The sequence below is a fragment of the Microbulbifer aestuariivivens genome (genome assembly GCF_039545115.1).
Classification (GTDB): domain Bacteria; phylum Pseudomonadota; class Gammaproteobacteria; order Pseudomonadales; family Cellvibrionaceae; genus Microbulbifer; species Microbulbifer aestuariivivens.
The window spans coordinates 1-23,075 of record NZ_BAABRT010000015.1 but is presented as its reverse complement, the minus strand read 5'-3'; the positions used below and the strand labels follow the sequence as shown (position 1 = coordinate 23,075).

The following is a 23,075-nucleotide window of genomic DNA, read 5'->3' as shown; positions in this document are numbered from 1 at the left end:
ATTATAACATTAGATCTTTGAGAACCACGATTTGTCCCAATGAATACAAATGAACCACGCCCCCTACTCGGCCCCTGCTCCGTGGCAACCCTGGCAAGCCCCGACGCAGCGCGCCTAGTTGACGACTATTGCAGCCACCTCCATTGCCAGGTGCTCTGCAGTGAAACCCTCACAGAGTCCATGACTCAGCAGTGGGGCTGCACAGGCCTGACCGGCAATCAATACTGGCTGTTAGGCAACTCCCTGGGACGCCCCTGGCTGCGCATCGTTGACGATCCCGCTGCCGTGCCCGCCGCTCCGCTGACCCGCGCGGGCTGGATGGCACTGGAAGTTCTGGTTGAAGATGTGGACAGCCTCACCGCCGCACTGGTGAAGTCTCCCTTCCAGGTATTGCGCCCCGCCGCCAATCTGGAGCTGAGCGACAAGATCCGCGCAGCGCAGGTACAGGGCCCGGCCGGCGAGCTTCTTTATCTGACCCGGGTTGCCGATGAAGTGCCGCCTTTCCAGCTGCCGCAGGCCGAGTGCGCCGTCGATCACCTTTTCATCCCCGTGCTGGCCAGCAAGGATCGCTCGGCATCCCTTGCGCGCTACGAGGAACTGGCACAGCACAAGGGCCTGAGTTTTGACACCAAGGTCACGGTCATCAATCAGCTGCGCGGCCTGCCAATCGAACAGCGCCACCCGCTGGCGACACTGCAGCTGGCCGAAAAATGCCTGATTGAAATCGACCAGCTGGATAACCTCGATGCCTTACACCAGCAGCAGGGAACCCTCGGCGCCGGCATTGCCATGGTGACCTTTTTCACCGACAGCCTGCCTGAGGGCGTCGAGGCTCATTGCCATAGCAGCGCACCCTATAATGGACGCCGCAGCTGCACCCTTTACGGGCCCGATGGCGAGCGCATCGAATTGATTGAACGCTAGAGACCGCGATAGCGATAGCGATAGGAATCAACAATCAGCCCCGATCGCCGCAGAAAACAAAACAACTGATAAAAGCACTACGCAGAGGAAATCATGGCCTACCGCACTATTCGAGGACACATCCGTTACACCAGCCGCAAACCCGAGCGGCTCGGACACGAGCGGGGGCGCGAGTTCTTCAGCATCACCCAGCAGTCGGATAGCGTGGATGTTCTGCAGGCGCACTGTGAAATCGACGATGCACCCAGCGTTACCCGCGACATTGTGCAGGCACTGCGCCACAGTGACTCCGCGCCGCTGGACTGCTCGGTACGCCTGACGGTCGGCGACAAGTTTGAAGGTACAGGCTGGTTTCGCTTTACCGATAAAGTGGCCGAATGTGAGACCTTCAACCAGCGCGACGGCCGCATCAGCCAGCGCATTGAACTCGACGCGCCGATACAGTGGATGCAGTGCCACCCCATCGCCGGCGACAGCCTGCTGATGCGCCTGTATGACCTGGAAAAGGGCCCGGGCAAGCAACACTTCCCGCACATGATGCTGTCCTCGCCGGATCACCGCGGCGCAACCGGCCCACTGCTGTTCCCGATGGGCTTTTCACTGGTCTATGTCGGGGAAACCGATATCACCGTGGAAGCCGGCACATTTCGCGCGCGCCACTTCCAGGTTACCGATACCGCCGCAGACCTGCCGGAAGAACACCCGCCCTACAATGTGTGGTGCACCGCCGACGATGACTACATCCTTCTGCGCGCCGAAGTAGAAGGTTATATGCAGACCCGCTACGAGCTGGCGGATCTGCAGTACTTCGAAACGGAAAACGGCATCACCAATGCCCGCCAGGCCGAGACAGAGGCAGCGGTCTAAGCGCCTCTGCACTTAGCCCATCGGGCGGCATTAACAGCCGCCCGATGCAGCGCCTGATTTTCACCTTTCCGCCAGCAAAACCCGCAGCCACAGCTTTAAAGCCACCGCAGTACACCAAAACGCCCACCCAAAATCTCTACGGCTCCGTCTGCCCGTCTGCCCGTCTGCCCGACTGCCCGACTGCCCACCTTCCGCCTTCCGCCTTCCGCCTTCCGCCTTCCGCCTTCCGCCTTCCGCCTTCCGCCTTCCGCCAATCACAATGATTCAGCGCCATTTCTCACGCGCAGCGCGCGGGAAATTGACAATGATCAATGCGCCAAGCCCCTCGCAACCAGTAACAATGTTCAGTTGGCAAACCCCTGTGGAGAGAACAATGAGAATACTGATACTGGGAATGGGCCACGTGGGCAAAGCCCTTGGCAGCCGGCTGCGCGGCAATGGGCACAAGGTGATCGGCACCACCACCACTCCCGCAAAAGTGGAAGCCCTGCAAGACTTTGCCGACGAGGTGCTGGTCCTTAAAGGGCATGAAGCCGATAAAGTCGCCGCTGCGGCAAAAGATGTCGACCTGATTATCGTCACCGTCGCACCCAATGTTAAAAATACCCGCACCCGTGAAGAGCGACACCAGCACTACCGCCAGACCCTGGTGGAAACCTGCTCCAGCGCCGCCGCCAGCTGCGAGCGCCTGATATTCCTCTCCTCATTCTCGGTTTATGGGGATGGCGGTGAGGGCAACGACCCCATCACCGAGCAGACGCCTACCAGCAACCACGATGAGCCCTCTTCGCTGTATTACCAGCAGGCGGAAGAGGTGGTGCTTGCGCGCAGCGGAGGCTGCGTGCTGCGCTTCCCGGATATGTATGGCGCGCCGGGGGATATGACCTTTCCAGAGCGGGTGAAACTCGCCCACTCATATTTCGGCGGCAAGGCGCTGTTCGGTGCGGACGCGCTGCTGTACGCCATTCATTTCGACGACGTGGTGAGTGCCGTGGTCCACGCCATCGACCACAAGCTGCAGGGCATCTTCAATGTGTGCGACAACGAACGCATCCCCGCTTCCAACGCCCGGGTGTTTGACGCCATCTGCGATCACGAAGGGCTGTCGCGGCTCGAATTTCTCGATCAGATCAAGGCGCCGAATCGAAGAATTTCCGCGGACAAGATTTACCAGAGCGGTTATCGGGTAGCGCACGGAGACCCCAATGCGCAATACCTGTCAGAGACCGAGAGCGCCTGAGCGCCGCGGGTTAAATAACCGCGCAGCGCCCAACCACCATTCATCTGCGGATATTCAGTGAGACCACTTATGCATTCGGATACCAAAACCATCGATCAGTTTCTGGCAGAGAACCCGGACGTAGACGTCAGCAAGGCCTGGGAGCGCTGCTGGGGCATTCTCACCGACATCAAGGAAACCATTGCCAGTCGCTTCTCTGGCCTGCAGCTGGAACCAAGCTGCCGCGACCGGGAGTACTACACCTCGCCCCATGGCGAGTTCGAGGGCTCCTTCCAGGCCTGGAGCGGCGGCGACTGCGAGTGGCTGGTGAATTCCTGGCTGGGAAATCGCAAGGCCAGCATTCTCGACATGAATGCCACCGCCTACCTGGGGCAGAATACCGATGTACCGCACTTTGTGATGGTATTCGGCACCATCCCCAAGCTGTTTTTTTACTTTGACTTTATGCCGCGCCGCAACCTGTTGCTGGACAGCGACTACCTCGACAAGTACTACGCGCCTATCAACGAGGAATACCTCGCCCTGCGTGGCAACAGCAACTTTCAGTGGTCGGTCAGCCACGGCCCCTATATGCGCGCACTGATCAACCCGTCCACCCAGAGCCTCACCGGCGACCTGAACGACGGCAATATCGATATTCTCGAGGAGTATGCCCGCAATATGCTCAAGCACTGGTTGAGCTGGTATGACAATGCCAGTCCCGTGCCCCAGAGCGAGCGCGCTGAACTCAGAAACAATGACCACCTGTTGCGGCGTCTGTGCTATGAGCGGGACCCAATGAACAAGCTGGCCACGCGGGTATTCGGCGAGGAAGGCGTACAGGAAATGCTGACGCTGCGGATGGGCGCGGAGCAGATGCTCCGCGCGGTTGAAGCCTGATATCCAGGCTCAGTCCATCAGGGGCGGGGCTTCGACTTCGCCTTTGATCAGCTGGGTCAGATATTCCGGGGCGATCATGGTGCAGTAGTGGGTGCCCATGAAGCTTCTCGGTACCGGCATCAAAGAGCGGTACTCCACATGCAGCGCCTTGCTGCGCAGCTTCAGCTTGTCGCCCTCGCTATAGGCAACCTGATACAGCTCCGGGCGCAGCCACAAGGGACCGATATAGACATTGTTTTCCTCGTCCAGCTCAATCCGCTCACGCGGCAGCAGCCCTTCAGCCCCTTCCTGTTCCAGCGCCTGATAAACATCGTCCAGCACCACGTCCAGCCACTGCTGGCACTCGCGGTCTTCCTCGGCCACCAGCACTTCGCCTGTGGATTCGTGAGCCGTGCGAATGCGCTCGGCGGTTTTCATCTTACAGGCAACGGTGACCGGAAACTCCGCGCGCTGTCCATCCACAAACTGGAATCCCATATACTGGTGGCTTGTCAGCGGCATGGCGGTGGGCTTGGATTCCTTGAAGCTGGTCATGTAGCTACCCTCTTCGTACACCGTATTGTCCACGGCAAGATCGGTGCCGGCGATAAACTGTTGCGCCCGTGCGCAGAACGATTCATCGGAGGAAAGAGGGTAAGCGACTGCGCTTGTGGCGGAAAGCAGGCTGCCAGCCAGCCCGAACAGGATCGGCAACGCGGCAAGGGAACGGACTATCTTCACTGTATCGACCTCACGGGGAAATGGAAAAAACAAGTTGTTTGAATTCTACGCTCTGAGTACGCCTATTCGGCAGGCGCGGTTCATGGATACCCCAGTTGATGGACATGTAAATTGACAATTATCAATCTGCGCTATCAGGCAGCTACCTAAGCTCCTTCCCTGTCATTCAGATGCTCTATCTAAGGCTCTTCTATAAAAGGTGTTCTCCATGTACATGACACGCAGTCTCTTCGATGCCTTCAAGGTAGAAGCTCTGGCCTCCCCCTACGATACGGGCATTGCCCGGATTTACTACCCGGCACAGTACGGGGACTCCTTTGCTGAGCGCAATACCGGCGCGGTGCCCATGGACAGCGCCCTCGCGCCCTGCCCGGTACTGATTCTCTTCCAGGGCATGAATATTGATTCCAGCGGTTATCGCTGGCTGGCAGAAACACTGGCGCCGGCGGGCATCGTCACTGTGACTTACCAGATGGTTTGCGAGGAAATGCCCGGTTATATCGCCGCGAGCCCCGGTATCGATATTCAGGCACTGAAGCCGGAACACTTTGGCCAGCGGCCCTCGGCGCTGGCGCTACCAGCACTGCTCTCCATGCTTGAGCGCCACAACAGCCAGGGGATATTGCAGGGCAAGCTGGATCTGGAGCGGCTCGCCTTCGGCGGACACAGTGCCGGCGGCACCCTGGCGCTGCTGAATGCCAACCCCCAGTGGTTCCCCGCCCTGCGCGCGGTCTTCGCCTATGGCGCCCATACCGGCGCCTCCACCGTCCTCGGCTGGCCGGAGGAAACCCTGCTGCCCATCAGCCCGGGAGTGCCGGTTTTCATCACTGGTGGCGAGCAAGACGGCTGCATCGCCCACAGCGCCCACCGCTACGGCTCCGGCAACCAAAGTGCGACCGCCCGCATTGAGCAGACCTTTGCCGAGGCCCTTGCGGAAAACGGCGGCGACAACGCCCTGCTGCTGCTTGAGGACGCCAACCACTTTTCCCTCTGCACCCCGGCCGATGCAACCAGTGGCCGCGGCTTTATCGACCTGCCGGTAAAAACGGAGCAGGCGCGCACAGCCCTCGGCACTGCCATCAGCCTGTTCCTGCGCGGCTTCCTCAACAACGACGCCGTGGCGCGGGAGGAATACCGGGAGATGAAAGGAGTTGATCAGGCACTGATCAGCAAGCTGCTGCGCAAGTGAGCCCATGCCCCGAGGCCTCTGGCCTCTGGCCTCTGGCCTCTGGCCTCTGGTCTCTGGTCTCTGATGGCACTAAGCCGCTGATTCCCATAGAAAATTCAAAATTTTCTTGACCTGGGCCGCCATCCTCTCTATTGTCCGCTCCCGCAACGCGCTCGTAGCTCAGCTGGATAGAGTACCTGGCTACGAACCAGGCGGTCGGAGGTTCGAATCCTCCCGAGCGCGCCATCTCCAAAAGGCCCGATCCGCAAGGATCGGGCCTTTTTCGTATTCTGCGCAGGTGGGATAGGAGACGGGCCCGCCCTGATGAACAGGCGGGGGTCACAGCCAGCCGAAACGACCTACAGGTCAGAAGGTTAGAAAGCTAGCAGGTCAACGGCGGATAACGGCCCACACCAGTGACCAAGGCTGAGAGCAGAAATAGGGTTCAGGCGGTGGAGAACTGAATCAGCCCCTCCACCAGCGGCAGAACCGCTGCGCCACACCGGCAAGCTGATAGTCGAGCAGCACAAAACTGTAGTTGTCACTCGCGGGCGTGTTTTCTATCGCGCGAGTGAGCCGGGCCGAGGTCTCCTGCAGATCGCCCCCGCCACCGCAGATCTCAGCCAGCCGCGCCGCCCCAAGCATATCGCTGACGCCATCCGAGCAGAGCAGCACCCCGCCATGACGCCTGGGGCGAAACTCCATCTCCTCGGGGCGCAGGTGCGGGATGGAAGAGATACCCAGGGCCTGACTGATCAGGTGCCTGTCGGGATGGTCCTCGGCCTCCTGTACCGTGAGAATGCCTCGCGCAACCATGTCGCCGACAAAAGAGTGGTCCGTTGTCAGTTGCGAGAATGCCTCACTGCAGCTCCAGCCATATGCCCGGCTGTCCCCGCTCCAGACCAGCGTAAAGCGGTTTTGGCAGCGCCTGAGCGCCACAATCGTGGTGCCCATGCCGGCCTGCTCCCGGTTTTCCCTTGCCGCCACCTTGATCACGCTATGCGCGCGCTTTACCGCGTCCTTCAACTCGCTGCCGGCCTTGACCTCCTCGACCACGGTAGCCACCGCCAGACGGCTCGCCACCTCGCCGGCCGCGTGTCCGCCCATACCGTCCGCCACCAGCCACAGCCCCAGCTCGTCATCGGCGAATACCGCATCTTCATTGTGCGCACGCACCTTGCCCACTTCCGACACGGCAATACTGGTCACACGCATAGCGGTCAATCTTCTCTACTCACCATTCAGACATTCACGTCCATTTTCTGCAGCCAGCCCCGCTGCTCGAAAAGCGCCTTGTCCAGCGCCTCGGTCTCCTCATCCATGACCTGCTGGATCTGCCGGCCGCTTTCCGGATCGCGGGCGGTAATGGTCACAATGCCTTCCAGGTCGTAGCGCATTTCGATTTCCAGCGGATATTTCTTGCGGGGGCGTTCAATCGGGCCAAAGGCAAAATAGCCGAGGCTTTTCTCTTCGGCACCGTCGCCCTCGCCGCGCTTCTGCACCGCCTCGATAATCACGCGGGTCTGATCGTCACGGCTGGTGTAAAAAGTGGTGGTGGCGCTGGCGGGCACGGCGGAATTCTGCTCAATCAGGACTTTCACCGCCGGCTGACCATCGCGCCCCAGGGTGCGAATTCCCAGGTCGTAGGAACAGATGGACTGCAGTGCCTTGCCGCTCGCCTGACCGAAGGCCTGCTGGGCCAGTATGGCGGCACCATAGGCGACGGCCTGGTGCGGCTGCTTGCACACCAGCTGATCGCGCTCCTTGCCACTGGCGCGGGCCACCTTGTCCATCACCAGTGGCAGCAGCGAAGATCCGCCGGTCAGCAGCACTGTGTCGATAAAGCTCCAGTCCATGCCGGAGGCCCGCAGCGCCTTGTCGCACACCGCCAGGGTATCGTCGACAAAATCGTCTATCAGCTGGTGGAAGCGGTCTTTGGTGAGGATAAATTCCAGTGTGCGGCCGCCAATCACCAGCGTCTTGTTAATGCGCCCTTTGCCGGGCTTGGCCAGGGTGTGCTTGGCCTCGTTGGCGAAGCGTCGCAGAACCTGCTGCGATGCGGGGTCGTCGGGCTTGAAGCCGTGCTGGCGCTGGAACTCCTCGACGATAAAACGCACGATGCGCTCGTCGATATGCTTGCCCCCCAGGGTATTGCTGCCTTCGGTAGCCAGAGCGTAAAGCCCGTCCTCCGAGGACTGCAGCACTGTGGCATCGAAGGTGCCGCCGCCCAGGTCATAGACAAACAGCGTCTGTTCGCCACCGGCCTGATGGACGCCGTAAAAGGTGGCCGCGGCCACCGGCTCCTCAATCAGCTTCACCTGCGAAATCCCGGCCATCTGCGCTGCCAGTTTGGTGGCGCGACGCTGTGCATCATTAAAGTTGGCCGGCACAGCAATCAGCACCCCGCCGATATCCTCATGGGCAAAGGCATCCACATCCTTGAGGATTTTTTTCAGCACCAGCGCCGACAGTGCCTGTGGATACCATTCGCGCTTGTCACTATCGGTGAATACCGGCAGCTTGGCCTCCATATCCAGCTTAAAGAAGCGCGCGTGTGGCAGGCCCGGCTCGTCTTCCAGGATTTCCTCCACCGGCGTGCCCACCAGACAGCCCTCTTCACCCAGGTGCACGACGCTGGGGGTACGGAATTCATTGGCATCGTGAAAATCCGGAAACAGTGTCGGCTGCCCGTGGTCGTTCACATAGGCCGCGACGCTAAAGGTGGTTCCCAGGTCTATTCCCAAATACAGCAACTTTCTGCTCCCAGGCTCACTGCCAACAAGTGGGCATTGAATTATTTTTAATATTTTTTACCAGACCCAACCGCTCTTCTGGGCGCTTACAAAATTATGCAATCACTCTGAAGGGCTACATCAACGAAGCAGTCCGGCTTGAAAAGGGTAAAACACAAAACCCCGAATGATGATTTTAATGCGATGCCCTAAAGCTCCAGGACGAGCCGAATGCCTACATCGTTGTCACGAAGCGATACGGGACCCCAGTCACGGAATTCAGAGTTCATGAGCCACGAAGCCTTGGCCCAGGAGCCACCGCGTAGTGCTCGCTTGGTGCAGTCGCCACTGGTCCAGGCAGCACCATTAACAGGGGCGCCGATGTAGGATTCATTCTTGCAGTCCTGGGCCCATTCATACACATTCCCATGCATGTCATGTAGACCGAAGTCGTTGGCGGCGAAGCTGCCTACCGGTACCGTCTGGTCCTCGTTGCCGCAATCATAGCCGGGGGAACCGCTAAACCGAGCTTGGCTGCAGTAGACCTTATCGCCCCAGCTGTAGTTGCTGGAAGAACCCGCCCGTGCCGCATACTCCCACTCCGCTTCACTGGGCAGGCGAAAGCGCTTGCCGGTTTCCTTGCTCAGCCACTGCGCGTAGGCCGTCGCATCACCCCAGCTCACATTGATCACCGGGCGGTTGCCGCGACCCCAACCCTCATCATCGGGTTTAGGACGACCTGTGGCGGCAGCAAAGGCATCGTACTGGGCGAAGGTCACCTCATATCGGCTCATCGCGAAGGACTTGATCGCCACCCGGTGTGCCGGCTTTTCTTCTGCAATGCTGTCATCATCGCCCATCACAAAACTGCCACCGGGGATAGGTATCATTTCATTACCCGTCAACAGCTGTTTCAGCTTGGCCGCCTGCCGCTTGCGCGTTGCCGCCGCAGCTGCGATTTGAGCCTGCCGTTCGCTGTCGATGCGCGCCACTTCGCCGGCAACAGATGCGCGCGCGGCACGCCACTGCTCCGTGCCCTCCTGCCAGTTGGCCAGCGCTGCGGGAAAAGCGCCTTGACGCTGCTGCAGTTGCGCCTGGTTTCCAGCTTCAAGTGCTGCCGCCACCGGAGCCGGGTTCGCGAGGCCGTAGTCCTCTGTCAGCTTCTCCCACGCGCTCTGTGCACGATCGAAACTCTGCTCGGCCTCATGGAGTTCGCCCGCAGTGTCGAATGTCTGCAGCAGTTCTGCGTAGCCCTTGCGTACCCGTTCGAATACCGGCTGCGCCTGTTCGAAGGCGTTCTCGCGCAACAGCGTCTCCGCCATCGACAGGTCGCCTTCCAGCGTGGTGAGCTGAGAACCTGCGAAAATGCCATCCTCGCTCAACTGTTGCCAGCTCAGCAGCGCCGCCAGTTCATCGCTGTTGTTGCGCTCGGCAGCGCGCACATCGCTGTCGAGGCTGCGTCGGGAAGTGTCAAGGCGTTGCCTGAGCACCTTGATCTCCCCCTGGATCTTGGCCAGGCTGGCTTTGTGCGCGGCGATCTCTTCCTTGCTCATGGGCAGCAGGTTTTTCAGGCCCTCCAGGTTAAAGCTGCCACTGGCGGCCAGGCTGCCGATACCGAGCAGCGCCACCAGTACGCCGGCGGCGATGCCGATGCCCTTCCAGGGCAACGCCGGCAGAACCGGGCCGCCAGTGGGCATCAGCGCCTGCTGGAAGGCGGCGATGTCGGCAAAGCGGGCTTCGGGTTTGGCCGACAGCGCTCGATCAATGTGCGCCGACCACTTGCGCGGCAGCCCTTTGACCAGCGTGTGCAGGGGTTCGATGCGCCCTGCGGGCACCTCGCCGCTCAACAATTCATAAGCCATTACCGCCAGCGCATACTGATCGGCGCGGCCATCCAGCTCCTTAACGCCTCTTAATTGCTCCGGCGCCATGTAATAAGCGGTGCCCATGGCGGCACCGGTCTGGGTGCGCTGGCTGGTGGACTGGACCCGGGCGATGCCGAAATCCATGATCTTGATCTTGCCGTCATCACTCAGCCAGATATTTTCCGGCTTGAGGTCCCGATGCACGGTGTATTCGTGGGCGTATGCCAGAGCTTCACAGAGCGGCTTGAGGATATCCTGCACTTCTTGCAGGCTGAACTGCTGTCTCGCCAGCCTGCGGTTTTCCATGACCTGACGCAGGTCCTGGCCCTGCAGTAATTCCATCGTGAGAAAAAAGAAGTCGCCGTCTTGCTGCACGTCGTAGACATTGACGATATTGGGGTGGCTGAGCTGCTGGGAAATACGCGCCTCATCCAGGAAGCGCTCGCGGGCGTTCTCGTTCTGTAACAGCGCCGGCAGTAACACTTTAAGGGCGATTTCCTTGCCGGTGGTCTTGTCCAGCGCCCGGTACACCGCGCCCATACCACCGGCACCTATCTGCTGCCGCACCTCATAGCGGCCGGCGAGCAGCTGGCCCACCTGCAGATTGACCGCGGCGGTGGTGCCGGCTTCAAACTGGGTGGCGGATTGCGGCAGGTCGGCAAGTTTCGTTTGCGACAGCGGAGAGGGGGATGCAGCGGCAGAGGCGGCACGCAAGGCCCGCTCAATGTCCTCAAGCTGCTGCAGCTGTGCCTCGTATTTCTCTTTCAGGGCATCCGTAGGTGCCTTGCCTGCGGCTTCGCTCAAACTTTCGCGCTTGCCGGTGATGGCGGCCTGAATAACTTCTGCAGAGGCTCCGCTATCGAGGCCCAATTTCTCCAATACTTCTTCCCGTAGCACGTGCAGCTCTCCCCTAGGTATTTGCGCATCATGAGGTGTGATGAGAGGTTTTTTACTCAGGGTGAATCACTCTGAGCTTTTTATAACGAAAATATATCGAATATAAGCGAAATAACTGATAGGCAGGTTATCAGCTACCGGCTTGCCATGGGTTATTCCGTACTTTGCCGCTGCGGGCGGCTCCCCTGCCAGCTTTTCTGCCAGATATCTATGCCGTGCCCCAGGCAAACGATTTCGAGTCAGCAATCGATTGCCGTTCACTGTGGCTGGCACAGTTGACATATGCGGTTACTTATTCGTTATTTATCCACTATTTATTATTTAGGAGTTGTTACTCATAGCCCAGCAACGCCTTTTCATGCTGGAACGGCTCAGTTTACCCCAGTAAACTCTGAAACTTAACGTGTCTTTGGCTAACTTGTTTTTACTTCATGTGTCTCTGTTTAGTTAGCCTTTTAAAGACTGTTTGCAGATAAAATGTAATTCACTCAAAAAAGCAAAATTTACCCTCAAAAACGCAACTTGCTCACACTCCTTCGCGGAATATTCTCATGGCGACAAAAGATTTCGACTCCACCCGCAGTGAATTGGAACAGCAGCTGGCTCAGGCACGTGCAGAAGCGGAGCGAGCCCGCCTCGCCGCCGAAGGTGCCGCTGAGGGCAACCAGAGTGCTGTCGACCATGCCGGTCTGGCCAGGAATCAGGCAGTCCAAAGCCAGGAGGCCTCTGACAGCGCGCGCGCACAGGCCCAGGCCGCCAGCGATGCCATGAGTCAGGCCGCGGCGTCTGCGCAGCAATCCAGCAGCGCCGCCAGTGAAATCCAGCAACAGGCCAATCTGGCCGCACGAGCGGCTGCGGAAGCGGAACGCGAAGCCAGCGAGGCCCGCCAGGCCTCCGATAGCGCCGACAGCGAGGCCCAGGCTGCGCGCTCCGCCAGCGGCGAAGCCGAGTCGGCACTGAACAGTGCAACGCAGATGGCGAGCGCAGCCGGAACCTCGGCCGCCACCGCCGAACAGCAGGCCGGCGCCGCCGCCACTTCGGCATCAGAGGCGCAGTCGCAGGCCAGCCACGCCGGCGCATCCGCCAGCGAAGCGCAGACCCAGGCAACTCAGGCGAGCAGTGCCGCGAACGAGGCGCAAACCCAAGCCGGCCAGGCCACTACTTCCGCGCAGGAATCACAGGCCCAGGCCGAGCAGGCCGGCAGTGCCGCCAGCGAAGCCCAGGGCCAGGCACAGAGAGCCGGCGGTGCCGCTGACGAGGCGCAAACCCAGGCCGCGAACGCATCCACCTCCTCGGCCACAGCCGCCAGCCAAGCGGATCAGGCTGGCGTTGCCGCCGAAGATGCCCGCATCCAGGCCAGTGCCGCCATAAGTTCGGCAGGAACTGCCGAGGCACAGGCGCAACAGTCGCAAGCGGCCGCCACCGAGGCCGCCGCCCTGCGCGAGCAGGCAGATCAGGCCGCGGAGGGCGCGCAACAGAAGGCGGCTGAAGCCGGCGAAGCGGCGCAAACCAGCGCGCAGAGTCGGCAGGCCGCTGAAGAAGCTGCGGAGCAGGCCAAAGAAGACGCCGAGGCGATCGCCGCTGAAGCGCAGAGGGCCAAGGCCGCCAGCGAAGAAGCCCAGCAGGAAGCTGAGGAAGCCGAGCAGGCACGGGACACCGCAGCCACCGCCGCCCATCACGCCGAGCACGCAGCCCACCACGCGGACAACCAGGCCAACCAGGCCGGCAGCGCCAGCGACCAGGCCCAGTCTTCTGCTTCGCAGGCACAGAGTGAAGCCGCTCAGGCCGCCACCGCCGCCGCACAGACCCAGACCGAAGCCAACCAGGCGCAAAGCGCCGCGAGCAACGCCGCAATTTCAGCGCAGCAGGCACAGGGCGCCGCCGGCGAAAGCGACGACCTGCTACGGCGGGCACAAACCTGTGTCGACCAGATCGAGTCGCTACTGCAGGAGGCCAGGCACCTCAAGGAAGCGGCCGAAGAGCAGCGCCGCGAGGCTCAGCGGGCCAACGAACAGCTGGCCAAGCTGCTTTCACAGATGGAAAGCGAGGCCCAGGCCTTCGTCGATAACACCGAACGCGAGGCCGAACAGGCCCACACCGCCTCCACCAAAGCCTGGGAGCACAACCAGAAGGCGATGGACGCAATGATCGAGGCACAAAAGCTGGTGGAAGCGGCCGAGCGCCACGCCGGTGACGCCGAGAACGGCGCGCGACAGATTCTCGCCTTCGTGGATACCAGCCGGGAAACACTCAGTGAAGCCAGCGGCGCTGCCAGCGATGCCCGCTCCGCCGCCGACGATGCCCGTTCAGCGGCCAATTCCATCTAGAGCACAAGCAATCACCATGGACAGCACCACCGATAAATGCCGCAGCGACCTGCAAGCCGCACTGGCCCGCGCCCGCGCCGAGGCGGAACAGACCCGACAGGCGGCGCAACAGGCCCAGGCAGAGCAGCAGGCTGCACAACAGCAGGCACAGGCCGCCGGGCAAGCGGCCAACACCAGCAATGACGCCCGGCTGCAAACTCAGCAACAGCAACAGGCCGCCACAGCCAGCGGCAGCGAAGCCGACCAGCACACCATACAGGCGCAGGCCAGTGCCAGCACGGCACAGCAGCAGGCCCAGCAGGCGCAACAGTTCAGCTCCGAGGCGCAACGCCAGGCCACACAGGCCAGCCGTTACGCCGACATCGCACAGCGGCAGGAAGAACAGGCCGACCGCGCCAGCGGCCAGGCCCATAGTGCCTCGGCCAGTGCGAGCCAGGCGGCCGCACAAGCCGCCAGCGCTGCCGCAGCGGCGGAAGGCCAGGGGCGCAGCGCCCAGCAGGCGGCGGACAGCGCGCAGACTCAGGCGAGCGCTGCCACCGGCGCGAGCGCCGAAGCGCAGCACAACAGCCACACCGCGAGTAACGCCGCCTCCGCTGCGGCCAGCCAGGCAGACAATGCCGGTAACGCTGCCGGCGAAGCCCTGCGCCAGTCCCAGACAGCCACCAGTGCCGCTGGCACAGCACAGCAGGAGTCCCGCGAAGCCGGGGGTTCCAGCAACGAAGCGCAACAGCGCTCGAGTGCGGCAACCAGCTCCGCCAGCGAAGCCCTGTCACAGGCGCAAGTCGCCAGCGGTGCCGCAGCCACCGCCACAGCTCAGACCCAGGACGCCACAGCCTCCGCCGGCGAAGCCCGGACAGGGGCTGACGCCGCCGAGGCCGCCGCAGCCCGCGCCGAAAATATGCGGGAAGAGACCCGCAACAGTGCCGGGGAGGCCGAGCGCGGCGAGCAGTCCGCTGAGGGCGCGGCCGAGTCCGCCGCCGAGCAGACTGCCGAAGCCGAGCTGGCCGCCACAGCCGCGCGGGCACAGCAGGAACAGGTTCAGCAATACCATGACAGCAGCGCCCGCCAGCGTGAAGAATTACTGCGGGAACTGGAAGAGGCCGCCAGCGCGAACGCCGATGCCGATGACTCTCAAGAGGAAGCCCGGGAGAGACTGCGCGCGGCCCAGGCGGCGGAGAAGCACGCCCACAACCGCGCGGCTGAAGCCAATGCCGAGGCGAGCCGCGCCGCCGCTGCCAGCAACCAGGCCTCAGCCGCCATGGGGCAAACCCAAAGTGCCCTTTCCGAAGCCCAGGCGACAGCGTCTGCAGCTGAAGACTCGTCCCGGCGCGCCGAGCAGGCCGACCTCGCCGCAGTCACCGCCCGCGGGCGCGCCGCAACCAGCCTCAGCACGCTGGAACAATTACTGGAGCGCGCCCGCCATATGGTCGGCGACCTGCAGAGTGCGCTCGACGACACAACCTCCGAAGCCAATGACAGCAAAGAGCAGCTGGGCTATGCCGAAGACGCCGCCGAAACCAGCCGCAAGCACTTTGGTGACTTACTGAAAGCCGCACAGCATGGCCGCGAGCAGGCACAGGACCGGGAACTGGATGCCTATAACGGCCGGGTCACAGCGGAGGGAAACCGGGACTACACCCGCGAGCATACTGCGACAACCGAGCGATTGGCACAGACCACCGCACAGCACCATGGCGATGCGGGCAACGGCCTCGGCCATTGCGAACGACTGTCCGGTGCATGCAACAGCGAAAAAACACAAGCGCGTTCAGCCCGCGACGAGGCGGAGCGCTGGGTGGACGAGGCCCGGGAACGCAGGCGGCGGAAAATGGAGCAGATGAACAGCACACCCAACGGCTGGGCGGGCTGATCATCCGGGCCTCGGGGAGCGGGTTGAAGTGGGCTGATAGTCGCGCCGCTTTCCCGAGGAATTTGCCTGTTTACAAGGATTTCTCGCCGGCGATGGTCACTCACGACGGATCATCCTGAGACGGGCGGCTAGGGGGCAGACTCTTATACTCTTGCCTGCCGCCTCGGCCTTTTTCCCTCAGTTCAGCCCTTCGGAACCCTTCATCAACCGGTGAAAAAATAAAACACAAAATCCCAAACAGTGATCTTTTAAGGACCGTTAAGTACAGCGCCCTTAAAGGTCCTGGGCGAGCCGGAAGCCGAGATCGCGGTCATCATCCGCTGAGCTATACCTAACACGGCTGGCGGAGCGCAGGTACTCCATACCGTTGAGCCAGGAGCCGCCGCGTACCGCGTGCTGCGAGCAGTCGCCGTCGGTACGGGCTTCACCATGACTCGGCGCACCATTGTATGTGGCATTCCAGCAGTCCTGGGTCCACTCCCACACATTGCCGTGCATATCGTAGAGACCGAAAGCATTGGCCGCAAAGCTGCCCACCGGTACAGTGCCACGGTCTTTACCGCACTCACCATCGGCGTGATGACTCCAGCGCGCATTCCCGCAAGAAATGGAACTGCCCCAGCTGTATTTGTTATCAGAACCCGCCCGCGCCGCGTACTCCCATTCCGCCTCGCTCGGCAGGCGGAACTGTTGTCCGGTCTGCTTGCTCAACCACCGCGCGTAGGCCGTCGCGTCTTCCCAGCTGACGCCGATCACCGGGCGCTTGCCGCGTCCCCAGCCGCTATCATCGGGCTTGGCGCGCCCGGTGGCCGCGGCAAAAGCATCGTACTGGGCAAAGGTCACCTCGTATTGACTCATTTTGAACGGCTTGAGGGCCACTCGGTGCACCGGGGTCTCGGCACTCTTACCGCTGTTAGACCCCATCAAAAAACTGCCTCCCGGAATACTCACCATCGCATTACCCGCCAGCAGCCGCTTCAGGTTCTCCGCCAGCCTTGCGCGCTCCTGCTCGCGTTTGCGCTTCGCCGCCGCTGCCGCCTGGGCCTGTCGCTCGCTGTCGATACGAGCGACGTCCCCCGCGACCGCAGCAATCGCCGCCCGCCACTGCTCAGCACTCTGCTGCCAGCTCACTATCGACGCGGGGTAATCCCCCTCGCGCCGATGCTGATGCCCCAGCTTTTCCGCCTCCAGAGCCAGGCGCGCCGGCTCAGGATCAGAAAGCCCATAGTTTTTCTTCAGTTTCTCCCAGGTGCTTTTTTCCTCGGCGGCATCGTTACTGTACTGCCGCAATTTATCCCCCTGCGCCTTGGCCTGCCGCCAGGCTTCGGCAGCGCCCTGCCAACTTGTCAGGGCCTCGGAATATTCACCGCCACGCTGCAGCTGCAGGGCCTGGGTCTGCGTCTCTTTGGCCGTGGCGACCAGAACGGAATCGGTTTCGGAGCGAAGTTTCAGTCTCAACCACGCCTGCTCAGCCTGCTCGGCCTGAGCTCCGGCGGCGTACAGCGACTCCGCGGCCGTGAAGTCTTTCTGCAGCTGCAGGTACCCTGCCCTTACCCGCTCGAAGACCGGCCGCGCCTGTTTGAAGGCCTCATCGCGCAGCAGAACCTCCGCCATCGATAGGTCCCCTTCCAGCTCGGTGAGCCGCGAACCGGCGAAAATGCCATCCTCGGTCAACTTCTGCCAGTTCGACAGACTAATCCAGTCGCTGCTGTTGTTCCGCTGCGCATCGCGCACATCACTGTCGAGACTGCGGCGCGAGCTATCCAGGCGCTGCTTGAGCACCTTGATCTCCCCCTGAATCTTGGCCAGGCTCGCTTTCTGCGCGGCGATCTCTTCCTTGCTCATGGGCAGCAGGCCTTTCAGACCATCCAGACTGCCGCTGGCGACGATACCGCCGATCCCGAGCAACGCCACCAGTACGCCAGCGGCGATGCCGATGTTCTTCCAGGGCAGGTTCAGCTCCAAGCCACCCCTGGGCTCCAACGCCTGCCTGAAGGCAGCGATGTCCGCAAAACGATCCTCGGGGCTGCCGTTGAGGGTGCGCATCACCGTGGTGGCGAAGCCACGGGATAGATCCCTGCGCGACTCGCGCAACGGCTTGATGAGGCCGGCCGGGACTTCACCGGTCGCCAGTTCATACAGCATGACGCCGAGAGCGTACTGATCCGCCCGGCCATCGATGTTCTTCTGCCCCTTGAGCTGCTCCGGCGCCATGTAATAGGCGGTGCCCATGGCGGCGCCGGTCTGGGTGCGCTGGCTGGTGGACTGCATGCGCGCAATGCCGAAATCCATCAGCTTGTAATCACCGTCCTCCGTCAGCCACACGTTCTCCGGCTTCAGGTCCCGGTGCACGGTGTATTTGTGCGCGTAGGCCAGGGCATCGCCGACCTGGCTGGCGATGGTGCGCATCTCCTGCTCGCTGAACGGCTGCCGGGCGAGCTTGCGGTTTTCCATCACTTGGCGCAGGTCCTGACCTTCCAGCAGTTCCATGGTGAGAAAGAAGAAGTCACCGTCCTGCTGCACGTCGTAGACATTGACGATGTTGGGATGACTCAACTGCTGGGAGATACGCGCCTCATCGAGGAAGCGCTCGCGGGCGCGCTCGTTTTTAAGCAGCGCCGGCAGCAGCACCTTGAGTGCGATTTCCTTGCCGGTGGTCTTGTCCAGCGCCCGGTAGACCGCGCCCATGCCACCGGCACCGATCTGCTCCTGAACCTCGTAACGGCCGGCGAGCATTTGCCCCTCGCGCAGATTCACCTGCGCGGTATTGCCGCTATCAAACTGGGTCGCGGATTGGGGCAGATCGGCCAGTTTGGTCTGTGAAAGAGAAGCAGCGCCGGCTGTACCGGTAGGCGTCGGGGTTGTTTGCGGCGCTGTTTGCGAGGTTGTGTGCGGGGTTGTGTGCGATTTGGCCTCCGGCACCAACTGCGCGGCCAGCAGTGCAAGTTTTTCCTGCTGCTGGCGAAATTTATTGCGCAGCGCATCGGTGGGGGCTTTTTCCAGCGCCTGTTCTAGTTGCACCTGCTTGCGGGCGATAGCCTCGCGAATCTGCGCCGGGCTCGCCTCATCATCAAGGCCCAAAGCCTGCAGTTCTGCATCCTGGATCATGCAATCATCCCCCCAAAGCTCATTGTATTGTGCACTTTATTCATTGTTGTTCGTCTTCGGATTGCCCGCATCGCATTGCCGCAGCCGCAGCAACCTTCGCACTATTCTTGTCAGCTTTGTTCTGTTCAGTGCTTTCCAGAACTGCGCTATTCAGCCCAGAGCGGTGCCAATCGGCCGCCGGATCAGCCGCCAAATCAGCCTCAGTATCACCAAGCCAATGATCCAGGCTGTTCAGTATTTCCATTAATTCTCAGCGAGGCTTTCCAGTTCAGCGCGGCAGTCAGCAACGATTCTGCTCACCGTTGTCTGCAGCTTTTGCACCGGCACCTGCTGGCGCTGCCACTGGCTGATCTGGGTATCGATATTGGCGAGCCGCTGGCGGGCCTGCTGGGATTGCTTTTCGCTATTTTGGCGTTCGCGCTGCTGCCAGTCGGCCAAAGTGCGGTCCAGCACGGTCTGCCACTGCTTCTTGATGCGCTCGAGGAAATCGCCAATACGGGACTGTTTCTCACGGGTGAGGTCCGCGAGAATACGGCGGCTGCTGTTCTGCACCTCTTCCCGTACCCGGGTAACCTCTTTCTCCAATCGCTCCTCGTCCTCACGCTTCCAGCCGTAATAGCTGTAAATAAAGGCACCGATGAAGACAAAGAAAATAACGATGCCGAGCAGCGGGTTGTCACGCAGGTTAATGCCAAACATGGCCAGCAACGACACACTCATCAGAATCACAAACGCCGCCCGGCGGGCTTCGCCCAAACGCTGGAAAAAGCCGCGCTTGGGCATTTCCCCCTGGTAGCGCAATTCCAAATTGACCGCGCCGGCCAGGTCATTAATCAGGCGCTCTTTGTCCAGCTGATCGAGCTGCAGAACCGGCTCCATCCCGGTATGGCTCTTGAACTCATAGCCAATCGAGCGTTTGAGCGCTTCCAGGGAATCGTCGAGGGCTTCCGCGTCGCGGCGCACCCCCGACTTCAGCGCGTCGCGCAGGAAGCCGGTGAGCGCCTGCTGATAGCGGCTGCTGAGAGACAGCTTGATCGACTTGTACCCGCTCTCCATCGCCAGATCATCAATACGCAGGGAATCCACAAACTGCTTCAGCTGCTGGCCCGTGTTGCCGGTGGCGGTGTCGTTGCGCCGCGCGCTTTCCTGCAGCTGCTTGTTGATATCGGAGACGCCATCACCCAACTGGTTACGCAGCTGGCTGGCAAAGCCCATATTGGCGTTATCCAGGTTGCCTGCGTGGGTTTTGCGTGCCTCCCGCTTTTTGCGGCTCTCCAGCTGGCGCAATTCCTGGGCCAGTCGGTCGTTGACCGCCTCCACCGCGGTCTCCGCCTTGCGCCCCAGCAGCAACAGCTGCAGGGCCTGCCGCAGCCCGTTGTCCGGGTTGGTGAGGAATTCAGGCAGCTGGGCTTCCACATGGGTGGTAATCAGCTTGGGCGGCAGGTTGATCTGCGGGTGCACCACCTGCTGCCACCAGCCGTTCTCCGGGATGCTGACCTCCTCCGCCAGCTCATCCACCGGCAACAGCGGCCAGAACCCCTCCATTTCCACCATCAGATCGTTGATGGTGGTGCGCTCGGTCTGCGACAGCGCATAGTGCGGATGCCCCGCCACCATCAGCACGTTGGTTTCCCGCAGGATTCGGGTCAGCAGCGCCGGGGATTCCTGAATGAAATTTGTACTGTCGGGCAGTAACAGGTTGACGTTTTTCACCGCATTGACCCGCTCGGTAGCCAGCTTGAGATCCTGAGCCTGCGTCAGGTCAATGGCACTATGGCCACTGATCACATTGACCAGATCGTCCCAGGAATCAAACTCCTGGCGCCGCCCGCTGCTGTTCTCGAACGCGTAGCCCTTATCCTTCAGCTGAACCTCGATCAGGCCGATCTGTCCGGAAAGTTGCATCGAAAACACAGCAAACTGCTGCCCATAGAGCCATTTCAGCACCGTTTCACGGCTGCTCTTGTCCAGACACAGCAAGGTCACGGAAAAGGGCCTGCGCTCCAGCGACTCAATCAAAGTGCCGAAATGATCCATTAGCGGCATCTGCGCCTGCCCCTGCTCCAGCGTGGCGGCCAGGCTTCGGGCATCACTTACCGTCTGGCGAAAAAGGGATTCAATCTGTGGAGTGCGGGACATGGCTGCGCCTCAGAAAGTCTTGCCAGGGCTTATGGGGCACTGGCGGTATTCTTATAGGTATAGGTAAAAACAAGCGCCTATTTTATACAGAATTAGCATTTAAATAACTTGGCGATTTCTGGCACAGATGAAAACCTTTAGCAGCAGGATTAGAAATTTAATGATGGGCACTTATGGCAGGTTGTACAGCTTATTCAAAAGCAGTAACAGAAGGGAAATAGATAGACGTACAGGTGTCTATTGAAATACCGGAAGAGCTAAAGCGCGCAAAGGATGAATAGGGCATTATAAAGTTACTGTCAGCCCAATTGCTCAGTATGGCGCGAGATACTGGAGCGGAGAACCCAGCCACGGAGTTGATTGACTTGTTAGGGTGCACTTTGCACTGACTCAATTAGCGGATAATAATCTTCTGCCATATGGCCGTCTAAGACTGACTTAAACTCAGGACTAAGAAATATTTTTTTTGCCTGGGCAGACTCTTTTACAAACCATTGACCTTCAAAAATCGGGTTACTCTTAGTGGCCAATTCATATATTAGTTTTATGTAGTCTTCCGACACAGCATCAAAAAGCCATATAGCAGGAACTGGCTCCGTATCGAAGCTCCGTGTGCAGTTGTATCTAGGAAAAAGTGTAACAACCCTCTCAAGAAAGGCCTCGCAGCTAGCGTCCGTCCTAACGTGCCCATTTACACACTGATGATATGCGCGATCAATTTCAATATACTTTTCTGGAAATGGACATTTATTCCCAGCAGCTGATGCCAATGAACTGAAAAGTAACATGATTGTGAAAGCCGATTTTTGTTGCTTCATCACCACGATGTCTCATTTGCACCTAGTCATACCCACAAAAATTAGACACTCTAACTATACAGAGTGTCTACTAAACGTGGGTAAGTCTTAATGCTAACGCCGGAACGCAGTGCGACAAAAACTAAATTTCCGACTGACTTCATGTTGGAAATTGCTAGCTGCTGAGAGAATGAGACGTAGCGCACACTTGATGTTAAGGCGCTCGAAATCGCGAAAGTGCGTGGCTTGAAAATGTGCTGGTTTGATATGAATTACATTTATCATTTCTACGCTGAATTTTATTTGAACCCAACTGCGAAGTTCTGCCCAGCTGTTGCGCGCTACGACGCACATAACGTGGTAGTAATTTGCGCGACGTTAGGATCGGCAAATTGACTGTTTTGTTATGTGATTAAAAGCATTAAGCCGAATTTAAAAAACTAAAGAGTAACAATATCGAGCTTTTTTACAAAGATCAGTTCACAGGCTCCAGCCCCAGTATCGTTTCGCGTCTTTGAGCTTTTCCAATACCAATTATCATTACTAGATTTCACGTTTACTAAACTGCCAGATATTTCGATGATATCTCCTTTACGAACTTTATCAATCTTGCTCTTTACTGACTCGTTGGCAGGAATAAGATGCATATTTGCGCTATGAATTTCGATTTCGCGTCGTGGTATAGGGAGCGAGTCAACTTTCCATCTATAAAATCGGCCTGTTTGTGATATCTTAATTTTTTCGAGGACACTCTCATCCGACATATTGCCCCAACCTAAAGCTAGGTCAACAGGGGAAAGATCTGCTTCTCGATCTAAACGATAATTTTTCTTTGATAGAACCTTTGCTTTAATATCAAATACTGCAATTTCCGTAATATTGTATTCGCCAAATCTAAAACTAATAGGTGAGTCTATATATTTCTGCTGAGGAACATCGGGTGCCATTACTCCTGGGCCAAGTGAAACTTGGCCTGAGTAATTATACAATTTCCAAATTGCTCCAATTATCAATAATAAAAAAATACTTTTTTTCATACTTCACTCAGGTCAACATAACGCCGCTAGCAGGGGCAGCCGGAGCGCAGCGTAGGCTGTCCAGCCCAGCCACCGGCAGGGCGATCCTGCCTAGCTTGGTTATGGCTGCCGCGCTGAGCACCAACTACTAGCACTTTGCCAGCCACGGATTGGCTGACCACTGCCCGATGTTACGAGGGAAGAATACCGCACCTCCCCCACCAGATTATTCACTTATTGGTACTCCACGATACTGCAGTGGACTAGCCACCTCTGCCGAACCAGAAAGAGCGCTCTAGGAACGAAACTGCTTCAGGCCGGGATGGCCAAGCTGCTCATTGCTGGACGCTAAAACAGTGCAAAATATTACCCGCTTGCACCAACAACAATTTTTACCGCCCGGCAACATAACGCCGCTAGCAGGGGCAGCCGGAGCGCAGCGTAGGCTGTCCAGCCCAGCCACTGGCTGGGCGATCCTGCCTAGCTTGGTTATAGGTGCCGCACTGAGCACCCGCTACCGGCACGC

16 protein-coding genes and 1 tRNA gene are annotated in these 23,075 nt (G+C 59.6%); 8 read left to right on the top strand and 9 right to left on the bottom strand.

Going from position 1 to position 23,075, the window contains the following annotated elements; all coding sequences use genetic code 11:
• Window positions 1–180 precede the first annotated feature (180 nt).
• The 4 genes from ABEA58_RS09960 to ABEA58_RS09945 all read left to right on the top strand — a co-directional run bounded on the left by ABEA58_RS09960 (window position 181) and on the right by ABEA58_RS09945 (window position 3,910).
• Window positions 181–924, top strand: a complete 744-nt coding sequence (locus ABEA58_RS09960) for a hypothetical protein (RefSeq protein WP_345551104.1) — start codon at window positions 181–183, stop codon at window positions 922–924.
• A 93-nt stretch (window positions 925–1,017) separates the two neighbouring features.
• The gene (locus ABEA58_RS09955; protein WP_345551103.1) at window positions 1,018–1,791 is read left to right on the top strand and encodes a DUF3108 domain-containing protein; all 774 of its coding nucleotides are present in this window, start codon (window positions 1,018–1,020) and stop codon (window positions 1,789–1,791) included.
• A gap of 373 nt (window positions 1,792–2,164) precedes the next feature.
• A complete protein-coding gene (locus ABEA58_RS09950; RefSeq protein WP_345551102.1) occupies window positions 2,165–3,031 on the top strand; it encodes an NAD-dependent epimerase/dehydratase family protein in 867 nt (288 codons plus the stop codon).
• Window positions 3,032–3,100: 69 nt separating this feature from the next.
• Entirely contained in the window at window positions 3,101–3,910 is an 810-nt protein-coding gene (locus ABEA58_RS09945) for a hypothetical protein (protein WP_345551100.1), read from the top strand.
• A 9-nt stretch (window positions 3,911–3,919) separates the two neighbouring features.
• On the opposite strand, the gene ABEA58_RS09940 is transcribed toward ABEA58_RS09945, so the two are convergent.
• Window positions 3,920–4,630: a hypothetical protein gene (locus ABEA58_RS09940; RefSeq protein ID WP_345551098.1), complete on the bottom strand. Its 711-nt coding sequence runs from the start codon at window positions 4,628–4,630 to the stop codon at window positions 3,920–3,922.
• A 208-nt stretch (window positions 4,631–4,838) separates the two neighbouring features.
• Here ABEA58_RS09940 and ABEA58_RS09935 point away from each other — a divergent pair, with 208 nt between their 5' ends.
• Window positions 4,839–5,819, top strand: coding sequence for an alpha/beta hydrolase family protein (locus tag ABEA58_RS09935; RefSeq protein ID WP_345551097.1), 981 nt, complete (start codon window positions 4,839–4,841; stop codon window positions 5,817–5,819).
• Between the two features lie 148 nt (window positions 5,820–5,967).
• Window positions 5,968–6,044 (top strand) — tRNA-Arg (locus tag ABEA58_RS09930).
• 219 nt (window positions 6,045–6,263) lie between these two features.
• Here the strand turns inward: ABEA58_RS09930 and ABEA58_RS09925 are convergent.
• From ABEA58_RS09925 to ABEA58_RS09915, 3 genes are all read right to left on the bottom strand, one after another.
• The gene (locus ABEA58_RS09925; RefSeq protein WP_345551096.1) at window positions 6,264–7,013 is read right to left on the bottom strand and encodes a PP2C family protein-serine/threonine phosphatase; all 750 of its coding nucleotides are present in this window, start codon (window positions 7,011–7,013) and stop codon (window positions 6,264–6,266) included.
• Window positions 7,014–7,039: 26 nt separating this feature from the next.
• Window positions 7,040–8,542 carry an Hsp70 family protein gene (locus ABEA58_RS09920; protein WP_345551095.1) on the bottom strand — a complete coding sequence of 501 codons (1,503 nt, stop codon included), beginning with the start codon at window positions 8,540–8,542 and terminating at the stop codon, window positions 7,040–7,042.
• Between the two features lie 197 nt (window positions 8,543–8,739).
• Window positions 8,740–11,292, bottom strand: a complete 2,553-nt coding sequence (locus ABEA58_RS09915; RefSeq protein WP_345551093.1) for an SUMF1/EgtB/PvdO family nonheme iron enzyme — start codon at window positions 11,290–11,292, stop codon at window positions 8,740–8,742.
• Between the two features lie 551 nt (window positions 11,293–11,843).
• Here ABEA58_RS09915 and ABEA58_RS09910 point away from each other — a divergent pair.
• Together ABEA58_RS09910 and ABEA58_RS09905 are read left to right on the top strand one after the other, a co-directional pair.
• On the top strand, window positions 11,844–13,619 hold the full coding sequence (locus tag ABEA58_RS09910; protein ID WP_345551091.1) for a coiled-coil domain-containing protein: 1,776 nt from the start codon (window positions 11,844–11,846) through the stop codon (window positions 13,617–13,619).
• Window positions 13,620–13,635: 16 nt separating this feature from the next.
• Window positions 13,636–15,489, top strand: coding sequence for a coiled-coil domain-containing protein (locus ABEA58_RS09905; protein WP_345551089.1), 1,854 nt, complete (start codon window positions 13,636–13,638; stop codon window positions 15,487–15,489).
• A 273-nt stretch (window positions 15,490–15,762) separates the two neighbouring features.
• Here ABEA58_RS09905 and ABEA58_RS09900 read toward each other — a convergent pair whose 3' ends face one another.
• From ABEA58_RS09900 to ABEA58_RS09880, 5 genes are all read right to left on the bottom strand, one after another.
• Complete coding sequence (locus ABEA58_RS09900; RefSeq protein ID WP_345551087.1) at window positions 15,763–18,597, bottom strand: bifunctional serine/threonine-protein kinase/formylglycine-generating enzyme family protein; 2,835 nt, start codon at window positions 18,595–18,597, stop codon at window positions 15,763–15,765.
• Between the two features lie 40 nt (window positions 18,598–18,637).
• Window positions 18,638–18,841 carry a hypothetical protein gene (locus ABEA58_RS09895; RefSeq protein ID WP_345551086.1) on the bottom strand — a complete coding sequence of 68 codons (204 nt, stop codon included), beginning with the start codon at window positions 18,839–18,841 and terminating at the stop codon, window positions 18,638–18,640.
• Entirely contained in the window at window positions 18,841–20,736 is a 1,896-nt protein-coding gene (locus tag ABEA58_RS09890) for a hypothetical protein (protein WP_345551084.1), read from the bottom strand. The genes ABEA58_RS09895 and ABEA58_RS09890 overlap by 1 nt, the downstream gene beginning before the upstream one ends.
• Before the next feature lie 368 nt (window positions 20,737–21,104).
• On the bottom strand, window positions 21,105–21,560 hold the full coding sequence (locus ABEA58_RS09885) for a hypothetical protein (RefSeq protein WP_345551082.1): 456 nt from the start codon (window positions 21,558–21,560) through the stop codon (window positions 21,105–21,107).
• Between the two features lie 413 nt (window positions 21,561–21,973).
• Window positions 21,974–22,570 carry a hypothetical protein gene (locus tag ABEA58_RS09880; RefSeq protein ID WP_345551080.1) on the bottom strand — a complete coding sequence of 199 codons (597 nt, stop codon included), beginning with the start codon at window positions 22,568–22,570 and terminating at the stop codon, window positions 21,974–21,976.
• Window positions 22,571–23,075: the final 505 nt, after the last annotated feature.